This window comes from Pedobacter gandavensis (assembly GCF_032678465.1).
GTDB lineage: Bacteria > Bacteroidota > Bacteroidia > Sphingobacteriales > Sphingobacteriaceae > Pedobacter > Pedobacter gandavensis_B.
This window is the reverse complement of the sequence record NZ_JAVTSK010000017.1, coordinates 40,181-60,940: the sequence shown is the minus strand read 5'-3', so window position 1 is coordinate 60,940 and position 20,760 is coordinate 40,181. Positions and strand designations below refer to the sequence as shown.

The following is a 20,760-nucleotide window of genomic DNA, read 5'->3' as shown; positions in this document are numbered from 1 at the left end:
CGGACGGGCTTTTCTATTTAATGCTTTTTAACTATTTTTTTGCAGTTGGCGCAGCTGTTGCAGGAGTTAAAGTTGCAGCAGGTTGTGCTTTAGGTTTTTTGATATCCACCAATTCCACTTCAAAAACAAGTGGAGCGAATGGGCTGATACCGCCTTGTTGCATACCACCTTCGCCATAAGCTAAAGCTGAAGGAATAACCATTGTGATTTTACCACCTTTACCGATCAATTGTAAACCTTCGTCAAATCCTGGGATTGCTCTACCTAGAGTGATCGCACGTGGACCATAAGTAGCCATTGGATTGTGTTTACCTGATTCTTTAGCGATTTTCTCATCACTGGTATCGAAAATATTGTCTTTACCATCAGATTTTTTAGTCGTTAATTTACCAGTATAGTTTACCATCATGGTATCACCTAAAACAGGTTTTTCGTTATTACCTGGTTTGCTGATCACATATTGTAATCCAGAAGCAGTAGTTGTAGTTTTAAGGTTGTTATCAGCAATGTATTTTTTGATTTTACCTGCTTCAGCAGCTTTCATTTTTTCAATGTTAGCTTTGTAGTCTTTTTCAAAAAACTCTCTTGCTTTTTTCTGGAAAGTTGAATCTGCTTCGTCTTTACCTTTTGCCAATACCTTCTCTACTTTAATTGTAAAAATCAGGTATTTATCTTTTTGACCAGCTGGTTTAGGCTGACCAGAATATTTAGCAACTGTATCTAAGTCCAATTTGAAAGTCGCGCTATCGCCTTCTCCAAACATGGTCAATACGTCGTTCATGTCACCAGCAAATACTTTTTTCTGAACCGGGAACACTTGTGGTGCTTCCATATCCCAGGTATTAATAGTTACTGAGTCCTTTTCAGTTTTTTGAATAAAGTTCAATTTTACAATATCACCTTCTTTAATTTTATCTTTTCCACCATCTTTGTGAATGGTGTACATCAGGCCACCCGGACCTTTTTTGTATTGGTTACAAGCAGCTAATCCAAGTGTTGCTGCGAAAAGAATTACGATACCTTTCTTCATGTGGTTTATTAAGTTTTTATTTTTTATTTGATTTCTTTTATTCTTATCCGGAAGGTTTATCCTTCCCTTATTTTAGTTCCCGATCAGCTATAGCCTATATTTACTGAATCAATTGCTGTTTATAATCTGGTAATAACGCTTTAAAAGTCTTTACGGTATCTTCCAGGTTTTCATCTGAAAAACCACCAGCGGCATTTCTATGTCCGCCTCCATTGAAATATTTCTTACAAATTTCATTTGCAGGGAAATCTCCGGTGGAGCGCAAAGATAATTTAACTTTATCAGTTCTTTCAATAATAAATGCAGCTAATTTTATCCCGTTTACAGACAAGGCATAATTCACAATTCCTTCTGTATCACCGGTCTGAATATTGAAAGATTTCAGCTCTTCCTTGCTGACGGTAATGATTGCGGTATGCAATTCAGGAAGGATTTCCAGTTTATTACTCAGGCAATGTCCAAGGAAACGCAGTCGGTTTTCCGTTGCATTGTCGTACACCAACTGGTGGATTTTCCAATGTTCAGCGCCCAAATCAATCAGGTCCGCAGCAATCCGGTAAACGGTCGCATTCGCTGAAGGAAAACGGAAAGAACCAGAATCAGTCATGATTCCTGTATATAGACAGGTAGCGATGTCTTTATTCATCAATTCACCATCTTCCATCTCATTTACGATAAAATCATACACCAATTGCGCCGCTGCACAAGCGTTGATGCTCCAATGGCGGTAATCATCGAAATCTTCCGGCTCCAGATGGTGGTCGATCATCAGTTTATAGGCGGCTGAAGCCCTTACCAATTCTCCCAGTTCATTAATCCTGCTCAGGTTGTTAAAATCCAGGCAAAAGATCATGGCAGCATCTGCAACCAGTTGCGCAGATTTTTCCGGCTGTTCGGTATAAATGACTACATCTCCGTTATTTGGAAGCCAATGTAAAAAATAGGGATAATCCGTTGGAGTGATCACGGTAACATGATGTCCTTGTTGGATCAGATAAGCATATAAGCCTAAAGATGAACCCATCGCATCGCCATCAGGCTTATGGTGGGTAGTGATTACAATTTTCTGCGGCGTTGCCAGCAGTGATTTTATTTCAGAAACAGATAGCATAATTTTCACTGCAAAGCTAGTGATTAAATGATTAATTGGAGCGTATTATATTTGATGCTATAATATTACCAGTATAAAATGTAATTTTGCAAAAAAATTGAAATAAGATGACTACAAACAGAACATTTACAATGATTAAGCCTGATGCTGTTGCAAACGGACATATCGGTGCTATCATCAATGACATTACTGCAGCAGGTTTCAAAATCGTTGCTTTAAAATATACTAAATTGACAGAAGAAACTGCTGGTCAGTTCTATGCAGTTCATGCTGAGCGTCCTTTCTACAAAGATTTAGTAACGTTCATGTCTTCAGGACCAATCGTTGCTGCGATCTTAGAAAAAGACAATGCAATTGAAGATTTCAGAAAATTAATCGGTGCAACTAACCCAGCTGATGCAGCTGAAGGTACTATCCGTGCTAAATATGCAAAATCTATTGATGCAAATGCTGTTCACGGTTCTGACTCTGACGAAAACGCACAAATCGAAGGAGATTTCTTCTTTACTGCTGCTGAGCGCTTCTAGTCTTCCTTAACAGGAAAAAACCTTGTGGTCTGGAAAGAGGGCGCCATTAGCGCTTAATTTCTGATCCTTAAAAATAAGCATCCTGAACAGGGTGCTTATTTTTTTTTACCCTAAATTTTTACTCGATAAGATCCGCTGAATTTCCCTTGTGACCGGCAGCCGGAACAGCGAAAATTTCAGGCAATAGTACCGGCTTTAAGCAACTGAAAAAAAGACAAAGACATTTCAAAATGAGTAGGGGAAGTGTTCGGGAAGAGATGCGGGTTCCGTAGGGGTTCAGAAGGAGTTACTGAAGAGTTGAGTAGGAGTTGCTGTAGGGTTTACCTAACTGAACTCCTACTCAACTCCTAGTCAAGCCCTACCGAACCCCAACCTCTTTTCCAGCACAACTTCGTTTCCATCTATTTATTTTTAAGCAAAATTTCGATAAAGCATAGCGGAGCTCCCCCCCTTCACTAAACAGCTAGGCCTGCTTTTTCAGAATTTAAAATCACATGATTTAATCTTTACTAAAAAATTTCAGGATACTTTGTACCTTTCCCCGACAAACAAACCATAGGGTCTGGTAGATAGATGCCGGCTTATTAATAAATTTATAGAATTGATGAAAAAAGTTTTGATCAGCTTATTACTTCCATGCTGCAGTCTGGTAGCAATGGCGCAGACAAAAGGAACAAAGGCGAGTCCGGCTAAAAAAGCTCCGACAACAAAAACACAAGTAAAAAGCCCTGCAAAAGGCACATCTAAGGTGGTTTTCCGTAACAATCTGGATTCTGCAAGCTATGCTTTAGGCTTGAGTATGGCCAGCAGTATGAAAAAAGACGGATTAAGTACTTTGAACTACGATCTGATGATCAAAGGAATGAAAGATGTCTTAGAAGGAAGAACCTTATTAATCAGCCAGGAAGAATCTCAGGCACCCATCAGTAACCTATTCAGCAGTTTAAACAAAAAGAAATATTTACCTATGATCAACGAAGGAAAAGCATTTTTAGAAAACAACAGGAAAAATCCAGAGGTAAAGGAAACCCCTAGTGGATTACAATACATTGTCATCAAAGAAGGAACGGGAATCAAGCCTAAAGCTACGGATACCGTACTGGCACATTACAGAGGAACCTTATTGAACGGAAAACAGTTTGATAGCTCTTACGATAGAAATGAGCCACTTTCACTTCCATTGAACCGTGTAATTCCAGGATGGACAGAAGGTATCCAGTTGATGTCTACCGGTTCAAAATACAAATTTTTCATCCCATATCAGCTGGCTTACGGTGAGCGTGCCATGGGGAATGATATCCCGGCTTACAGTACTTTGATTTTCGAAGTGGAGCTGTTGAAAGTAAACGGTCAATAACACCTGGGAAAACCATTGGGAAATTGCTTTGTTGTTAAGGGTAAAGAAAGTCTTATGATGACAAAAAAATATTTCCCACTGGCCCTTGTTGCCCTCCTGTCCAGCACACTTATGAGTTGTGAATTGGTCACAGGCATATTCAAAGCCGGCGTATGGACCGGCATTATTGTAGTGGTGATTGTGCTTGCCCTGATCATCTGGCTGATTAGCCGAATCTTTGGCGGCAACAATTAATCCCTATAGAAATACAATTTCAGTGATTACTTCAGAACCGGCGCGTTCATTTAATTTTTCAATGATCCCGGTTCTGACCATCATCAGTTCGTTTTTAATTACGGAAGATTCAATTCTTACAAAAAGTTTCTTTTGAAAGATGTAGATCTGTGTGGTTCGGTTGCCAATGGCTACGCCCATCAGTTCAGGCCAAAGTGCAATAATGGTAGTCTCATCAAACTTGCCTTTCAACTTATATACATTGAGTAATTTACCAATGCCTTCCTTTAAAGTAATGTCATTTGGTTTACGCATTTTCTACTGCTCCATTATTTACTTCGAACAAAGTGACGGCCACATCAATCTTATTGAATACTGCCAATACCCGTTCTTTACCGGTATCTGTAATAAAGATCTGCCCAAAATCATGATGTGATACCATTTCCATCAGTTTGTGCATCCTGTTGTCGTCCAGCTTATCAAAAATATCATCCAGTAACAACAAAGGCTTAAAGCCTTTAAACCTCTGAAGATAAGCATACTGCGCCAGTTTCAGAGCAATTAAAAAAGATTTTTGCTGACCCTGTGAACCAAATTTCTTCAAAGGCATTGACCTGATGGTAAAGATCAGATCATCTTTATGAATTCCTGTGGTGGTGCGTTCCAGGATTTTATCCTTTTCGATAGACTGGTTCAATAATTTCAAAAAAGGACTTTCTTTCAGCTGACTCTGATAAGTTAAATTCACCTCCTCCTGATCATCTGTCAGGTATTGATAGTATTTATTGAACAATGGAATAAAATCGGCCATGAACTGCTCTCGTTTCGCGAAGATCTTATCCCCGGATTGCACCAGCTGTTCATTATAAATTTCCAGCAAGGTAGGGTCATAGCTTCTGGTGAGGGCGATCTGCTTCAATAAAGCATTTCGGTTGAGCATGTGTTTATTGTACATCATCAGCTCGTCCAGGTATTGTGCATCCGTCTGGGAAATCACATTGTCCATGAACCTCCTCCGCTCCTCACTGCCCTCCATAATGATGGTCGCATCATAAGGTGAAATCATCACCAATGGAAACAAACCAATATGATTGGCTAATTTATCATACTCCTTTTTATTGCGCTTGAATTGTTTCTTTTGATTTCTCTTTACGCCACAAGTGATTTTCTCATTCTTCGATTCCCGATCAAAATCGCCCTGGATCAGAAACAGGTCTTCAGCAGTCTTAATCTGCTGACTATCGATGGGATTGAAATATCCTTTACATAAACAGAGATAATGAATAGCATCCAATAAATTGGTCTTTCCTGCACCATTATTCCCTACAAACGCATTTACCGTTTTAGAAAAACTAAGGCTTGCATCAGAATAATTTTTAAAGTTCAGGAGTGTAATGTTTTTTAACCACATAGTTGTATGCTGCAAAGTTACCGTTTCGCTTTGTTATATAGTAAAATGAGGGTATCATTTATTTTTCTATTGAGCAGGTCATGCTTTTCTATTCCGGTTTCAGGGCAGTTTTTAGCCCCTATGCAGTAGATTATTAACCATCAGGTAGTTCTGTTTAATCATTTAGGTAACAAAGTTTAAGAAATCGACCGAAAGGGGTTGATACTTTCCTATAAAAATGTATTTTTGCAATCCTTAATTTTTTTAAATAAAATGTCTACAACAGAAAAAGAAACGAGTCACCCGGTAAGAAAGGGTTCCTTTTTAGAAGAAAATTCAAAAAGCCTTTTGTTCATTGCAGGCGCTGTAGTGCTATTAATCGGAATCTACTTTTGGTATCAAAATGTGTATTTAAAAGACAGAGCACAGGAAGCATCAGCTAAAATGTATAAAGCAGAGCAGTTTCTTGGTGTAGATTCTCTTGCTACTAAAGCAATCAATGGCGATGGTGGTTACCCAGGTTTAGAAAAAATTGCAGAGGAGTACGACAACACCAAATCAGCAAACTTAGCAAACCTTTATTTGGGTGGTATTTATTTGCGTAAAGGTGAGTACAAAAAAGCGACTGAAGCTTTGGGTAAATATGCTGAAACTGGTAGCCCGGTAGCAGATCCTTTGGCTTTAGGTTTATTAGGTGATGCTTACAGCGAGTTGAAAGACTTCAAACAAGCGGCTACTTATTATAAAAAAGCAGCAGATAAAGCGAGCAACAAATTCACTTCTCCAATGTTCCTTAAAAAACTAGGATTAGTTTATGAGCACCTGAAAGATTTCAAATCTGCAGAAGAAGCTTATACTAAAATCAAAACTCAATATCCGGAAAGCCAGGAAGCAGCAATGATCGATGAATATATCGCTCGTGCTTCTGTTCAGGTGAAGTAAGACAATAAAAAATATTATGACAAAGGTTAGCCATTACGGCTAGCCTTTTTTTGTACCCTTTCCTTATATTTGCATTATGGCAACACAACTTAAAAACCTATCTGACTTTTCACATACCACAGTTCCTAATGGAGCTGCGTTTAAAATCGCAATTGCAGTTGCAGAATGGAATGCAGAAATCACTGGCAGCCTGTATAATGGCGCATTAAAAACTTTATTAGACCATGGCGTTGCAGAAGAAAACATTCTTTCTATTGCAGTCCCAGGTAGTTTTGAGCTGAGTTCAGCTGCAGATATCCTATTAAAGAAACACCAGGATCTGGATGCAGTGATCTGTTTAGGTTGTGTGATTCAGGGCGACACGAAGCATTTCGACTTTATCTGCGATGCAGTAGCACATGGCGTAACTCAGGTAAGTGTAAAATACAGCAAGCCGGTTATTTTCGGTGTGCTGACTACCAATGATTTACAACAGGCAATTGATCGTGCTGGTGGAAAACACGGTAATAAAGGCGATGAGGCTGCAATTACTGCTTTAAAAATGGCTGAACTGGTAGTTACTGCTTAGCAGGCCTTTGTTTCTTCGTATTAAAATTGGTAATTTAGGAGAAGAAATTTTTTAAATCAGTTGAAAATGAAAAAATTAATCATTTTATTGCTTTGCCTGGGCTGTACAAGCCTGTTGTTGCAATCCTGCTCCAACAAACTTTGTCCGGCTTATAGCTCTTATCCGCAAAAAAGAAGATAAGCATAAACCATACTATTAAGAGAATTTTGATGCAGTGGAAACAGATAACTGATCTTGCTCAGATCAGCGAGATAAAAAATAATGAGGGATACAGTTTAATTTTTAAACACAGTACCCGTTGTTCAGTGAGCAGCATGGCAAAAAGAAGGTTTGAGCTGGACTGGGATGCGATCCCTGAACCTACCCAATTATATTTTCTGGATTTAGTGAGTTTCAGAGAGATTTCTGCGAATATCGCAGAAACCTTCCAGGTGCATCACGAATCTCCGCAGATCCTATTGATCAAAGACGGAGATTGTATCCTTGATGCTTCACATAGCGACATCTCCGCGGAGGAGGTTGCCGAAATGATTAATAATTAAAAGATACCGTTTGCTTGATATCAGGATGTAAACTCATCGCGACCGGACAAGTTCTTGCGGAGCGCTCAATGATGGTTTTATCCTTTTCAGAATAACCATTTGCAGGGAATTGGAAATTGACCACAATTTCCGAAACCCTCCTTGGATTTTCCGCCATGATTTTGCTGATCTCACAGGTAGCACCATCAATACTGAATCCCTGTGCTGCAGAGGCAATACCTATAATTGTTAGCATACAATTTCCTAAAGAAGTAGCCAGCAGATCTGTAGGTGAAAAAGCCTCCCCTTTCCCATGATTGTCTACCGGTGCATCGGTGATGATTTCATTTCCCGATCGTTCATGTACCGAAGTTGTTCTCAAACCTCCGTTATAAGTTATTTTTGAAGTTGCCATCGCTTAGTTTTTAGATACAAGATTAACATATTTTTTTTAAACTGTCAGATTAGCGTTGTTAAACCATGCAATTTTATAACAATTCAAACCTATTGCTTAACTTTGCCCTATGATCGAACTTCCGGTTGTTTCCGCAAACACAGTACAACGTAAACCAGATTGGCTTAGAGTTAAGCTTCCAGTGGGTAAAGAATATGCACAAGTACGTAGTCTCGTAGACACGCACAAACTACATACGATTTGCGAAAGTGGCAATTGCCCGAATATGGGTGAATGCTGGGGCGCGGGTACTGCAACCTTCATGATTCTTGGAAATATCTGTACGCGTTCCTGCTCTTTCTGTGCAGTAGCTACCGGCAGACCATTAGCTGTGGATACTGATGAGCCTAATCGTGTGGCCAATTCAGTGAAATTAATGCAGGTAAAACACTGTGTAATTACCTCTGTAGATAGAGATGACCTGAAAGATGGGGGTTCTATCATTTGGGCAGAAACATTACAGGCGATCAGAAGAGAAAGTCCGCAGACTACACTGGAAACCTTAATCCCTGATTTTAGAGGGATCTGGGACAATTTATACCGCGTGCTCGAAGAAAGACCAGAAGTGATGTCTCATAATGTGGAAACGGTAAGACGTTTGACCAAACAAGTGCGCATCCAGGCCAAATACGATAGAAGTTTAGAATGCCTTAAACGCATTTCGGATTTCGGATTGAGAACTAAAACAGGAATTATGCTTGGATTAGGAGAAACCGAAGAAGATGTCTATGAGGCAATGGACGATTTAGTCGCCAATGGTGTTCATATCCTGACATTAGGTCAATACCTACAGCCAACCCGTAACCACCATCCTGTACTAGACTGGATTCATCCGGACCAGTTTGCAAAATACAAAGAGGTTGGAATGGCTAAAGGTTTCAAATACGTAGAAAGCGGACCACTGGTGCGTTCTTCCTACCATGCTGAAAAACACCTATTTGATCTATAAAATCAAAAAAGCAAACAAAATTTGTTTTTTCTTGTTAAGGTTTACTGTATTACTGTATATTAGTAGACCTTGACAACAACAAAGAAAATCTCCCTTACTGAAGATCAGCTCATTCTGACGCTAAAAGCACAGGACACCTATGCTATGAAAGCATTGTATGATATGTACTCAGCTTCTTTGTTTGGCGTTATTTCCAGAATTGTCTTGCATACCGAGGTTGCAGAAGACATTTTACAAGAAACTTTCTTAAAAATATGGAATTCTGCAGATGGATATGATCCTTCAAAAGGTCGGTTATTCACCTGGATGATGAACATTGCCCGGAATTTAGCTATCGATAAGCTCCGTTCAAAAGATTTTAAGAACGCCAGCAAAAACCAAGACATCGAAAATAACGTAGGTTCCATTGACGCAGAGAAAGATACAACTTTCAACGCAGACCTCATTGGTCTGAAAGACATGGTGACTAAGCTCAAACCAGAATTTAACCAGGTGTTGAACATGGTTTATTTTAAGGGCTACACCCATGTAGAAGCGGCTGAGGAATTAGATTTGCCATTAGGCACGGTTAAAACCCGGATCAGGATGGCTATTTTGGAATTAAGAAAGCATTTTAATTAAAGTGGAAGAGGGAAAAGCATTTATAGCATCAGGTATACTAGAACTTTATGTTCTTGGCGATCTTAATGCGCAAGAACAAGCTGAGGTAGCCGCAATGGCAGCAAAATATCCGGAAGTAAAACAGGAAATTGCTGAAATTGAACTTGCAATGGAAAAGTATGCAGAGGAAAATGCAATTGCCCCATCTCCAGAGTTGGAGGGTCTTATTCTAGGAAAAATTAATGCCATAGAAAAAACCTCGGAAACACCTATAGCAACCACAATCCCATCTAATTCAGTTCTTACAACGCCTCAGGAAAGTACTCGGGTATTGCCTTTAGGTTCTGCAGGATATGAGGCAAAAATAAGAAACCTAAAGTTTGCACTGGCAGCCTGTGCAGCCCTATTGCTGATCAGCGGTATCGCCCTTTATTCTGCACATACAGAATTGGGAACTGTAAAAAACCAGGTTATTGCTTTAAATCAGGAAAAGCAGCGCTTCGCCAGCACAGTTAGCTATCTGGAGGAAAATAATAAAGAATTACAGACGATTGCTGATATGCCCGCTGATCCAGATTGGAAAACCGTGCGTTTGGCGGGGACAAAAATGGATCCTCAGGCAAAAATGACCGTTTATTGGCATACTTCTGGCCGTCATGTGATGCTGGATAATTCTAAAATGAGCCTTCCTAAAAATGATGAAGCACATCAATATCAGCTTTGGGCCTTGGTGAAAGGAAAACCAGTAGATCTGGGTGTATTTGATGTTAAAGCCGACAGCAACCACATTCTCTTAAAAATGAAGGAAATTGCAGACGCCGATGCCTTTGCCGTGACTTTAGAAAAAAGAGGTGGAGCAGCTGGTCCAACTATGGATCAGATGATTGCCATGGGAGGTGTTTAAAACCTAGTTATCGATCAAACAAAATTTTACAGTCATAGGAATTTGCGCAGCGACTGCTGAAGCAGAAACATTGAAATGCGTAACACTCAGTTCATCGCCTGCTTTTCCATGGAAATAGCAAGCCAGTAATGCCGCAGCTTTAGCACTATAGCCCTGAGCCAGATAAGCAGTTAACATCCCAGTAAGTACATCCCCCATTCCCGCTTGCGCCATCGAAGGATTTCCTGTTTGATTGATACATACATCACCTTCATGATCAATAACGAAGGTATATTGATTTTTAAGCAGAATGATGATGCCTCTTTTTTTTGCTTCAGTTCTGGCCGTCTGCAGCCGCTCCCACCAGCTTTTATGTGAACCAAAGAGCTGGTCAAATTCTTTGACATGTGGACTCAGGATTGAATCTTTTGGCAGTTGATGAAAGAGGTCTGGATCTGTCCCCAGAATGGCCAAAGCATCTGCGTCGATCACTACGGGCTGTTTCAATGCAAAAATCTCAGCCATAATACGCTGACTATCCAACATCCGGCCAATACCAGGTCCGATTGCAATAGCATCGTAGTTGTCCAGTGTTCTGGATCTTAGCAGACTTGAACGATCGAGGTACATCACTTCCGGTATCGCAGTGTTCAGCGCCGTTAAACCTTGCGCAGGAATGGAAAGGCTAATTAAACCTGCTCCTGCATACAAACAGCCCTTCGCACAAAGTAAAGCCGCGCCCATGGTGTTTTCGGCTCCTGCAATGAGCAGGGCATGGCCATAAGTTCCTTTATGAGAAAAAGGCATTCTTCTTTTGACCATGCCGCGTATGTCTGCAGTCTCCACTAATTTATAAGGAGAAGCTTCCGCTTCTGTACTTTGTTTTCTTAATCCAGTATCTACGACCTGTTTTTTACTCGATGCATCTGTATCGGGTAAATAGGTGTTCAGGAAAACTGACATAGGATATATTTTATAAACCCATTTCTTTCTTTAAAAACTTACCAGTTAAACTAATCGGGTTTTGTATCAATCCTTCAGGCGTTCCTTCAAAGATGATCCTGCCACCGCCGGCACCACCTTCTTCACCTAAGTCAATCACCCAATCTGCAACTTTTACTACATCCAGGTTGTGCTCAATCACCAAAACGGTATTTCCTTTTTCTACCAGTTCATTCAACACCCCAAGAAGTACATTGATATCCTCAAAATGTAAGCCAGTAGTCGGCTCATCCAGAATATAAAATGTTTTTCCGGTATCTTTTTTAGAAAGCTCAGTCGCCAGTTTCACCCTTTGTGCCTCTCCACCTGATAATGTCGTAGAAGACTGACCCAGAGTAATATAACCTAAACCAACATCCTTAAGCGTTTTGATTTTTCGGTAGATAACTGGCATATTTTCGAAGAAATCACAAGCATCCTCAATACTCATATCCAGCACATCGCTGATGGATTTACTGCGGTAACGCACTTCCAGGGTTTCCCTGTTGTATCTTTTACCACCACATTCCTCGCAAGGTACCTGTACATCTGGAAGGAAGTTCATCTCGATGACTTTCATTCCCCCGCCCTGGCAAGTTTCACACCTGCCACCTTTTACGTTGAAAGAGAATCGCCCAGGCTTATATCCTCTGATTTTTGCCTCTGGCAATTGTACAAACAAGTTTCTGATGTCAGAAAACACCCCTGTGTAGGTGGAAGGATTAGATCTTGGTGTACGCCCAATAGGCGCCTGATCAATTTCTATGACTTTATCAATTTCTTTAATCCCATTGATTTTTTCATAAGGTAAAGGTTGCTTCTTAGCCCTGAAAAAATGATGATTTAAGATCGGATATAAAGTTTCGGTAATCAGACTGGATTTACCACTTCCGGATACACCGGTTACCGCAATAAACTTACCCAATGGAAAGTCTACCGATACCTCTTTTAAGTTGTGTCCGCTGGCTTTGATAATCGATAACTTATGCCCAGTACCTTTTCTGCGCTTCTTAGGAATTGCAATTCCTTTAGTACCATTCAGGTAAGCTGCAGTCAATGTATTAGATTTTAAAATTGTATCCGGAGTTCCCTGTGCAACAATCTCACCGCCACGAACACCCGCAGCAGGGCCAACATCAATCACATGATCTGCTTCCAGAATCATGTCTTTATCATGCTCTACCACCAATACCGTATTCCCAAGATCTCGTAGATTTTTTAATGCGCCAATCAACCGCTCATTGTCGCGTTGGTGTAATCCAATACTTGGCTCATCCAGAATGTACATGACATTCATCAGCTGAGAGCCAATTTGTGTAGCCAAACGAATTCTTTGTGCCTCTCCACCAGATAAAGTTCGTGCCGTACGATCCAGAGAAAGATAATTCAATCCTACATCAGTCAGGAAGCCCAATCTGGTCCTGATCTCTTTAAGGATTTCCTTGGCAATGGTATTTTGACGCTCAGACAAGCGGCTTTCCAAATCAACATACCAGTTTCTTAAACTGTTGATGTCCATTTCGGCCAGCTCAAAGATGTTTTTACCATCAATTTTAAAATGTAAACTTTCCTTTTTCAACCTTGCCCCATTACATACCGGGCAGGTTTTCAATTTGCGAAAAGTTTCCATGTCGTCGATTGCTCCTTCTCCCTTTTTCTCCTGTTGCTCTTCCAACAGTTTAATGATCCCATCGAAGGTGATCTGGTAGTTTTGAACATTCCACTTATTATATTCTACAGCCACGCTCAACAATTCATGAGAACCGTCCAGTATAATGGAGATTTGCTCTTCTGTGAGTTTCTCCAGTGGGGTAGACAAAGAAAAATTATACTTTTTAGCCAGAGCTTTCAATACCTGGAACACCCAGATGTCGCGGTATTCGCCTAATGGTGCCAAACCACCATTCATGATGCTCAATTTAGGATTTGGCATCACGGATTCTTTATCAATCACAAAAATATAGCCCAAACCATCACAGCTTTCACATGCCCCATAAGGTGAGTTAAAGGAGAAACTGTTAGGTTGCGGTTCATCATAAGAGATTCCTGTAGTTGGACACATCAGAAAACGACTGAAATGGGCTACATTATTATCTTTATCACTGATTTTGATGATCCCTTTTCCCATTTTCATGGCCGTTTGAAGGGAATCCTGCAAACGTTTCTGATCTGCCTTATCGATAATCAGACGATCGATCACCACTTCTATATCATGGATCTTGTAACGGTCTACCTGCATTTTAGGGCTCATGTCCTGGATTTCTCCGTCGATGCGCACTTTAACATATCCTTGTTTACGAATTTGCTCGAACAATTCTCTGTAATGTCCTTTACGTCCTTTTACAACAGGCGCCAGGATATTCACCGACATGCCTTCAAATTTCTTGTAGATATTATCCAGGATCTGGCCCTCACTCATCCGTTCCATTTTCTCACCGGTATTGTAAGAGAAGGCATCCGCCGTACGCGCATATAATAAACGCATGAAATCGTAAATTTCTGTGATGGTACCTACAGTAGATCTTGGGTTTTTACTGGTTGTTTTTTGCTCGATGGCAATCACCGGACTTAAGCCTGATACTTTATCCACGTCAGGGCGCTCCATTCCACCCATAAACTGTCGGGAATAGGCACTGAAGGTTTCCATATACCTCCGTTGTCCTTCTGCATATATGGTGTCGAATGCCAAAGAAGACTTTCCACTTCCACTCAATCCGGTAATTACAACCAGCTGGTTTCGGGGAAAGGATATGTCTATATTTTTAAGGTTATGCACCCTGGCACCATATACTTCTACATCCTTTTGCTCGCCCAGGTCAACGGTATTTTTGCTCATATTTTTATTAAAACAATACTGATATCTATATATTTAAGACAACAAATTTTCAGCCACAAAAATGCTAAAAATTTTATCAAAAGAAAAGCTCTAAGCCATTTGCTGATGATATTTACCAAACTATGGTGGTTCCATTTTCGGTGGGATGGCCGGTACAAACCAACACCCTTCCAGCGGCGATTTCGTTGTCCATTAACACTTCATTGTAATCCATCCTTACCTGTCCTTTGGTACAGTTAGCGGTACAGGTACTACAAATACCCGCATGACAACTATATGGGAGATTGATTCCCTGTTCCAATGCGGCATCCAGAATACTTTGGTGATAAGGAACCATAATCTCCCTTTTCTCTCCTTTGAAATCAAGGATCACGGAATAGGTATTGGTATCTTTTATCACCTTCTCTGAAGTGTCATCTTCATCTGCTTCGTCTTCAGGAAGGACAAAGGTTTCTCTTTTGATCTGTTGTTGATCGAAGCCCAGGTTCAATAAGGTAATTCTACAGACATCCATATAATCTACCGGGCCGCAAGTATAGAGCAAAGCATCACTTTTCTCAAATTCCAGATTTTCTGCAACGATCTTTTCAATGAGCTGTCCGTTTAAACGGGCCATCATCAGATTTTTCGCCGTACTGAACAGGTAAATGATCTTCAGACGATCTGGATATTTTTGTTGCCATCCCTGGAGTTCTTCATAAAAAAGGCTGCCTTCGGCAGATCGGTTGCTATAGGCTAAAATGACTTTGCTATGTTTTTCAACAGTCAATGCCGTCTTCAATATGGAGAATAATGGGGTGATGCCTACTCCTGCAGCGAATAAAAATACTGTTCTTTTGATCTCTTCCTGGGGTAAATAGCTGAATTGCCCGTTAGGTTCCAAAGCAGTCAGCACCTCACCTACTGAAGTTCGATGGTGTAGCAGCCTGGAAATCTCTCCATTTTCTACTCTCTTGATCGCAATAGCCAATGGTTCATCCAGGTCAGGAGCACTGCAAAGAGAATACGACCTTCTCAGTTCTTTTCCATTCAGCTCAAATACAAGCGTTAAGAATTGTCCGGCAAGATAGTTTGGCTTCGACGCTGCGATCGGCTCAAAACTGATGAGGAGGGTATCGCCCGGACTATAGGTCATTCCGGTAATGCGCAATTTTAACAGTTTCATAGGCGAGTAAAATAGTGATTTTCCAAGAAAACAAAAAGCCGGAATAAATTCCGGCTCCCCCCTATTGTGATTTTTTTGATTACTCTGCGCGTTCCGCTTTATCCGCTTCGCTTGCAGCTTTCCCTTCATTATAGGCTATAAATGCTCTTGGTGCTTTATAACCATACTGATCAGGGTATTCCATGATTTGTTTCATGGAAATCAATTTGTAAACATAACTAGCGGTTTCGCTGTTCAGTTTCATCTTGAAATAATTGTCTTGTTTTTGCTTGCTAATTTGTCGCCTCATGTGGTTGTCACCAACATTATAGGCTGCTGCAACAAGTGCCCAATTGTCAAAAATTCCGTAGAGTTCTTTGATATATTTGGCGGCAGCGATGGTCGACTTGCGTAAGTTGTTGCGCTCATCCACCTTCGAATTAACTTTCAAACCATAACTGCGTGCCGTACCTGGCATAAACTGCCAGAATCCTGCTGCTCCTTTTGGAGAAACGCCCGACTTTAATCCTGATTCCACTAAAGGCATATACTTAAAGTCTTCAGGAATGCCGTAGGCGGCAAGTATTGGTTCTATTACAGGAAACCATTCTGCTGCTTTACTGTGCAAACGATTGGTTTGTAGATTACTGTAACTAAATTTAGCAAGGGCCTTTTCCATTTTCCGCTCCACGATGGCATCCCCTAATGGTAGTGCTTCCTCTGCAAATTTTAGATCAGCCATTGTTTGAGCTGGCTCTTCGATCTCTGATACTAATGTATCCGTATTTTTTGTTGTTTTTTCTTCTTTTAAAAGACTTTCTGCTGCTTGGGGCATGTTGTAAGCAAACACTTTTGCGATTACCAGTAATGTAATTATTACCGTTAATGTTATTATGTGTTTCTTTATCATTTTCCTCCTTTTTTTGGTTAACAATTTTAAAACGTTTGCAAAGGTAAGCTATATTATCTTAACTATCAAGCTTTTACGAAAAGTGCTCCCAAAATCCACGTTTAAACACCCATAGACCGCGATTTTCTACAACTCTGACAACTTCGCAAAATATTAGCTGAAAATTGCCCGATTTTTACTAAATTTGCACCCGCATAAACTATGCGGAATAATAGCGTATCATGATGAAAGACAACAACAGGAACAGTCGGGATGACAAGTCCAAACCGGGAAACAGACGTTCAACAGGCCCAAGCCGTAGTGGAGAAAATTCTGCTTATAAAGGCAAAGGCAAGTTTGACGACAAAGAGGGGAAAGATAAAAAGTTTGGCGGCCCGAGAGATTTTAAACCACGTGAAGGTGGCTCAAGAGATTTCAAACCACGTGAAGGTGGTTCAAGAGATTTCAAACCACGTGAAGCTGGTTCAAGAGATTTCAAACCACGTGAAGGCGGTTCAAGAGATTTCAAACCACGTGAAGGCGGTTCAAGAGATTTCAAACCACGTGAAGGCGGTTCAAGAGATTTCAAACCTCGTGATGGTGGTTCAAGAGATTTCAAACCACGTGAAGGCGGTTCAAGGGATTTCAAACCTCGTGAAGGCGGTTCAAAAAGCTTCAGACCTCATAGTGCAGGAAGTTCAAGAGATGTACCTCCTTCTGACAAAACCCGCAGCTATATTAAGAAAGATCATTTCGGAAAAGGAGAAGATACCTTCAGGAAATTTGATGATAATAAAGGAAATGCTTCAAGAAGTACTGACAGCAGACCTTTTAGAAAAAGAGCAGAAGAAGGCGGTGCTAGAGATTTCAGATCTCGTGATGCACGTCCTGACCGCGCAGAAGCTGGTAACACCACTATGCGTAGCAGAAAGGCGCCAATCGTTAAAGATGACGGCCTAATTCGTTTGAACCGTTACATTGCCAATTCAGGCATTTGCTCCCGTCGTAAAGCGGATGAGCTGATCGCTGCTGGTGTGGTATCTGTAAACGGACAGGCAATCTCTGAACTTGGTCATAAAATTGACCCTGCGAAAGATGAAATCCGTTACAATGGTGAATTGTTAAAACGCGAAAAGAAAGTTTACGTGTTATTAAACAAGCCTAAAGATTACATTACCACTACTGATGATCCTCAGGAACGTCGTACCGTAATGCAATTGGTAGATAAAGCAAGCAGAGAACGTATTTATCCGGTAGGAAGATTAGACCGTAACACTACAGGTCTATTATTGATGACCAATGATGGTGATCTTGCTGATAAACTATCTCACCCAAGAAATGGCATCACTAAAATTTACCATGTAGAATTAAGTAAGTCTTTAAGTCAGGGTGATTTCAACAAAATTCAATTCGGTTTGGAATTGGAAGATGGTTTGATCAAACCTGATAACATTTCTTATGTTGCTGGTGGTAGTAAAAAAGAGATCGGTATTCAGATCCACAGTGGTAAAAATAGAATCGTAAGAAGAATATTTGAACACTTAGGTTATGATGTCGTGAAACTTGACCGTGTAGTTTACGGTAACCTGACTAAAAAAGACCTTCCACGTGGAAGATGGAGATATTTAGAAGAGCATGAACTGATTCAGATCAAACATCTGATTAGATAATCTTTTCGAAAAGATCCAATAAAATACCAAGAGCCTGTTCTTTCACCATAAGGAACAGGCTCTTGTTTTTTATAGATTATTTTGAATAAATTAGCCTTCATGAAGAAACTCTTATTTTTCCCGATGATTATGCTGGCACTGCAAAGTTGCGCTCAAAAAAAGGATTTTAATTTAATTGTAGGTACGTATACCAATACAGGGAAAAGTGAAGGGATTTACGTGTACGACTTTGACACCAATACTGCTGCTTTCAAAGCAAAAAGTGTTACAAAAAGTGTGGAAAACCCAAGTTATCTGGCCTTAGGCGATGGCAATAAAACCATTTATGCCGTTAATGAAACTTCAGAAACCAGCGCCGCTTCTGCGTTTAATTTTGATGCTGCATCTGGGAAACTGACTTTCATCAATAAACAAGCCAGCAATGGAGCTGATCCCTGCTTTATCATTGCCGATCAAAAGAATGTAATTACAGCCAATTATTCAGGTGGAAGCATCTCTGTATTTGGAATTGAAAAGAATGGAGCCCTATCGCCTGTTAAACAACTGGTCAAACATAGCGGAAATAGCGTAAATAAAGACCGTCAGGGAAGTTCCCATGTCCACATGGTACAATTTACACCCGATCATAAATATCTGGTGGTTAACGATCTGGGTACAGACAAAGTATATCTATATACCTATCAACCAAACGGTGGAAATCAGACCCTTACCATTAAGGATAGTGTAGCAGTTAAGCCAGGAGCCGGCCCAAGGCACCTTGTTTTTAGCAAAGATGGCAAATATGCTTACCTGATTCATGAAATCGATGGTGGCATCACCGTATTTAGCTATAGCGATGGGAACCTCACCGAAATCCAGGAAACCAAAATCACAGCAGATGATTTTAAAGGAGAAAATGGTGCTGCCGATATCCACCTTTCTCCGGATGGTAAGTTTTTATATGCAAGTAACAGAGGCTCTGAAAATAAGATCACCATTTTTGCCATTGAAAAAGGTGGCTTGCTGAGCGTAAGAGGCTATGTACCTACCTTAGGAAAAGGTCCGCGAAATTTTGCCATAGACCCGACTGGTAAGTACTTACTGGTTGCACACCAATATACCAACGACATCGTTATTTTTGAGCGCAATGCAGAAACAGGTGCTTTAACCAATACCGGTAAAAGAATTGAGGTAGGCGCTCCGGTTTGTTTGCTATTTGCAGCTGCAAAATAAACAGGCCCCTCACATTAGGTATTTGATCAATTGCCAGAACTACGATCTATACAATAAACAAGAAAGGCCTTCGGAATATATCCGGAGGCCTTTCTTTATGCCTGGAAGTAAATCCTATTGCTATTTACTGGCTGCTTTTAATACCACTTTAACCGGATTATTGATTTTTGCTTCTTCAATAACCTGAGTGTAATAATCAACATATATTGGAAGGATTTTCTTCAGATCGAAATCCTGTGCTCTAATAAAAGCATTCTCTTTAAATTGCTGTAATACCTCATCATTTTCTAGAATCTGAATACCTTTAGCGGCCATATCCTCTACATCGCCCACGTTACTCATGAATCCACAAAAGCCATCCACATTTAATTCCGGTAATCCACCCGCATTAGAAGTAATTGCAGGCACTTTACAGGCCATTGCCTCCAATGCTGCCAGGCCAAAGCTCTCAGATTCTGAAGGCATCAGGAATAAATCAGATACAGAAAGAATTTCCTCTATTGCATCTTGTTTTCCAAGGAAACGAACATGTTCGCAAATGCCCAGATCTCTGCACAATTGTTCACAATAGACCCGCTCAGGACCATCTCCTACCATCAATAATTTAGAGGGGATCGTTTTCTGAATGATTTCAAATGTCTTCACCACATCCTGAGTACGTTTCACCTTCCTGAAATTCGAGGTATGGATTAAAATTCGCTCATTATTAGGTGCAATTGCTTTCTTAAAATGATCCTTTGGCTTTAAGCTAAAGCGGTTAAAATCTATAAAATTCGGGATCACCTTGATCTCATTCGTGATCTCAAAATGAGCTTCTGTATCTTCTTTCAGATTTTGTGAAACTGTAGTTACCCCATCTGATTTGTTAATGGAGAAAGTAACCACCGGTTTATAAGTAGGATCTTTTCCTACAAGGGTAATATCAGTACCATGCAAAGTGGTCACAAATGGGATGTTGATTCCATAGGTTTCCAGGATTTGCTTGGCCATAAATGCAGCAGAGGCATGCGGAATAGCGTAATGAACATGGAGGATATCCAGCTTCTCAAAACGAACTACGTCTACAAGTTTACTTGCCAGCGCCGATTCATAAGGTGCGTAGTCAAATAAGGGATAGTCCCTTACGGATACTTCATGATAGAATAAGTTGGCGGAGAAAAAGTCGAGGCGTGCCGGCTGACTATAAGTAATAAAATGTACCTGATGTCCTTCATCAGCGAGCGCTTTACCTAATTCGGTAGCAACAACGCCACTACCTCCAAAAGTTGGGTAACAAACAATACCTATTTTCATTCTAGCGAATTTGTTTTTTGTGATATTCTTATCTCAAATACACGATACAAGATACAGGAGATGAGACCTGCAGATCCTAGTTTACCGTGTTGTAAAGACAACACCAATCCAGAAAAACGGTTTGATTTCTTTTGTTTTTACAAATGCAAAGAACAATACTTAAACTGAGCTTTGTGTTAAACAAATGCAA

The 20,760-nt window shown here is 40.4% G+C and carries 21 protein-coding genes; 11 read left to right on the top strand and 10 right to left on the bottom strand.

Translation table 11 applies throughout. The features are described from left to right. Nucleotides 1–31: 31 nt before the first annotated feature. A complete protein-coding gene (locus R2Q94_RS21850; RefSeq protein WP_316823599.1) occupies nt 32–1,030 on the bottom strand; it encodes an FKBP-type peptidyl-prolyl cis-trans isomerase in 999 nt (332 codons plus the stop codon). Between the two features lie 100 nt (nt 1,031–1,130). Then, entirely contained in the window at nt 1,131–2,141 is a 1,011-nt protein-coding gene (locus tag R2Q94_RS21845) for a DHH family phosphoesterase (RefSeq protein WP_316823602.1), read from the bottom strand. Between the two features lie 107 nt (nt 2,142–2,248). On the opposite strand from R2Q94_RS21845, the gene R2Q94_RS21840 reads away from it, so the two are divergent. The 3 genes from R2Q94_RS21840 to R2Q94_RS21830 all read left to right on the top strand — a co-directional run bounded on the left by R2Q94_RS21840 (nt 2,249) and on the right by R2Q94_RS21830 (nt 4,259). Then, a complete protein-coding gene (locus R2Q94_RS21840; protein ID WP_222537471.1) occupies nt 2,249–2,668 on the top strand; it encodes a nucleoside-diphosphate kinase in 420 nt (139 codons plus the stop codon). Between the two features lie 604 nt (nt 2,669–3,272). Next, complete coding sequence (locus tag R2Q94_RS21835) at nt 3,273–4,025, top strand: FKBP-type peptidyl-prolyl cis-trans isomerase (RefSeq protein ID WP_316823598.1); 753 nt, start codon at nt 3,273–3,275, stop codon at nt 4,023–4,025. Nucleotides 4,026–4,079: 54 nt separating this feature from the next. Beyond that, a complete protein-coding gene (locus R2Q94_RS21830; RefSeq protein WP_316823597.1) occupies nt 4,080–4,259 on the top strand; it encodes a hypothetical protein in 180 nt (59 codons plus the stop codon). 3 nt (nt 4,260–4,262) lie between these two features. On the opposite strand, the gene R2Q94_RS21825 is transcribed toward R2Q94_RS21830, so the two are convergent. After that, the gene (locus tag R2Q94_RS21825; protein WP_222537469.1) at nt 4,263–4,553 is read right to left on the bottom strand and encodes a DUF721 domain-containing protein; all 291 of its coding nucleotides are present in this window, start codon (nt 4,551–4,553) and stop codon (nt 4,263–4,265) included. Beyond that, nucleotides 4,546–5,649, bottom strand: a complete 1,104-nt coding sequence (gene recF, locus R2Q94_RS21820; RefSeq protein WP_316823601.1) for a DNA replication/repair protein RecF — start codon at nt 5,647–5,649, stop codon at nt 4,546–4,548. The genes R2Q94_RS21825 and recF overlap by 8 nt, the downstream gene beginning before the upstream one ends. Nucleotides 5,650–5,901: 252 nt before the next feature. On the opposite strand from recF, the gene R2Q94_RS21815 reads away from it, so the two are divergent. The 3 genes from R2Q94_RS21815 to ytxJ all read left to right on the top strand — a co-directional run bounded on the left by R2Q94_RS21815 (nt 5,902) and on the right by ytxJ (nt 7,680). Continuing rightward, nucleotides 5,902–6,570 (top strand): tetratricopeptide repeat protein, encoded by a 669-nt coding sequence (locus R2Q94_RS21815; RefSeq protein ID WP_316823596.1) that lies wholly within the window; start codon nt 5,902–5,904, stop codon nt 6,568–6,570. Between the two features lie 76 nt (nt 6,571–6,646). After that, on the top strand, nt 6,647–7,138 hold the full coding sequence (ribH, locus tag R2Q94_RS21810) for a 6,7-dimethyl-8-ribityllumazine synthase (RefSeq protein ID WP_316823595.1): 492 nt from the start codon (nt 6,647–6,649) through the stop codon (nt 7,136–7,138). A 209-nt stretch (nt 7,139–7,347) separates the two neighbouring features. Then, a complete protein-coding gene (ytxJ, locus tag R2Q94_RS21805; protein WP_316823594.1) occupies nt 7,348–7,680 on the top strand; it encodes a bacillithiol system redox-active protein YtxJ in 333 nt (110 codons plus the stop codon). On the opposite strand, the gene R2Q94_RS21800 is transcribed toward ytxJ, so the two are convergent. After that, entirely contained in the window at nt 7,670–8,074 is a 405-nt protein-coding gene (locus R2Q94_RS21800; protein ID WP_316823593.1) for an OsmC family protein, read from the bottom strand. The genes ytxJ and R2Q94_RS21800 overlap by 11 nt on opposite strands. Nucleotides 8,075–8,183: 109 nt before the next feature. On the opposite strand from R2Q94_RS21800, the gene lipA reads away from it, so the two are divergent. From lipA to R2Q94_RS21785, 3 genes are all read left to right on the top strand, one after another. Beyond that, on the top strand, nt 8,184–9,062 hold the full coding sequence (gene lipA / locus R2Q94_RS21795; protein ID WP_316823592.1) for a lipoyl synthase: 879 nt from the start codon (nt 8,184–8,186) through the stop codon (nt 9,060–9,062). A gap of 69 nt (nt 9,063–9,131) precedes the next feature. After that, nucleotides 9,132–9,683 carry an RNA polymerase sigma factor gene (locus R2Q94_RS21790; protein ID WP_316823591.1) on the top strand — a complete coding sequence of 184 codons (552 nt, stop codon included), beginning with the start codon at nt 9,132–9,134 and terminating at the stop codon, nt 9,681–9,683. A 1-nt stretch (nt 9,684) separates the two neighbouring features. After that, entirely contained in the window at nt 9,685–10,566 is an 882-nt protein-coding gene (locus R2Q94_RS21785; RefSeq protein WP_316823590.1) for an anti-sigma factor, read from the top strand. 3 nt (nt 10,567–10,569) lie between these two features. Here R2Q94_RS21785 and R2Q94_RS21780 read toward each other — a convergent pair whose 3' ends face one another. From R2Q94_RS21780 to R2Q94_RS21765, 4 genes are all read right to left on the bottom strand, one after another. Next, the gene (locus R2Q94_RS21780; protein WP_316823589.1) at nt 10,570–11,508 is read right to left on the bottom strand and encodes an NAD(P)H-hydrate dehydratase; all 939 of its coding nucleotides are present in this window, start codon (nt 11,506–11,508) and stop codon (nt 10,570–10,572) included. 10 nt (nt 11,509–11,518) lie between these two features. Next, nucleotides 11,519–14,362 carry an excinuclease ABC subunit UvrA gene (uvrA, locus tag R2Q94_RS21775; RefSeq protein ID WP_316823588.1) on the bottom strand — a complete coding sequence of 948 codons (2,844 nt, stop codon included), beginning with the start codon at nt 14,360–14,362 and terminating at the stop codon, nt 11,519–11,521. A 112-nt stretch (nt 14,363–14,474) separates the two neighbouring features. Then, complete coding sequence (locus tag R2Q94_RS21770; protein WP_316823587.1) at nt 14,475–15,527, bottom strand: ferredoxin--NADP reductase; 1,053 nt, start codon at nt 15,525–15,527, stop codon at nt 14,475–14,477. A gap of 79 nt (nt 15,528–15,606) precedes the next feature. After that, a complete protein-coding gene (locus R2Q94_RS21765; RefSeq protein ID WP_316823586.1) occupies nt 15,607–16,341 on the bottom strand; it encodes a lytic transglycosylase domain-containing protein in 735 nt (244 codons plus the stop codon). Between the two features lie 296 nt (nt 16,342–16,637). Here R2Q94_RS21765 and R2Q94_RS21760 point away from each other — a divergent pair, with 296 nt between their 5' ends. Both R2Q94_RS21760 and R2Q94_RS21755 read left to right on the top strand, forming a co-directional pair. After that, nucleotides 16,638–18,065, top strand: coding sequence for a pseudouridine synthase (locus tag R2Q94_RS21760; RefSeq protein ID WP_316823585.1), 1,428 nt, complete (start codon nt 16,638–16,640; stop codon nt 18,063–18,065). A gap of 99 nt (nt 18,066–18,164) precedes the next feature. Then, nucleotides 18,165–19,277 (top strand): lactonase family protein, encoded by a 1,113-nt coding sequence (locus tag R2Q94_RS21755; protein ID WP_316823584.1) that lies wholly within the window; start codon nt 18,165–18,167, stop codon nt 19,275–19,277. A 120-nt stretch (nt 19,278–19,397) separates the two neighbouring features. On the opposite strand, the gene bshA is transcribed toward R2Q94_RS21755, so the two are convergent. Beyond that, a complete protein-coding gene (gene bshA / locus R2Q94_RS21750; RefSeq protein WP_316823583.1) occupies nt 19,398–20,570 on the bottom strand; it encodes an N-acetyl-alpha-D-glucosaminyl L-malate synthase BshA in 1,173 nt (390 codons plus the stop codon). Nucleotides 20,571–20,760: the final 190 nt, after the last annotated feature.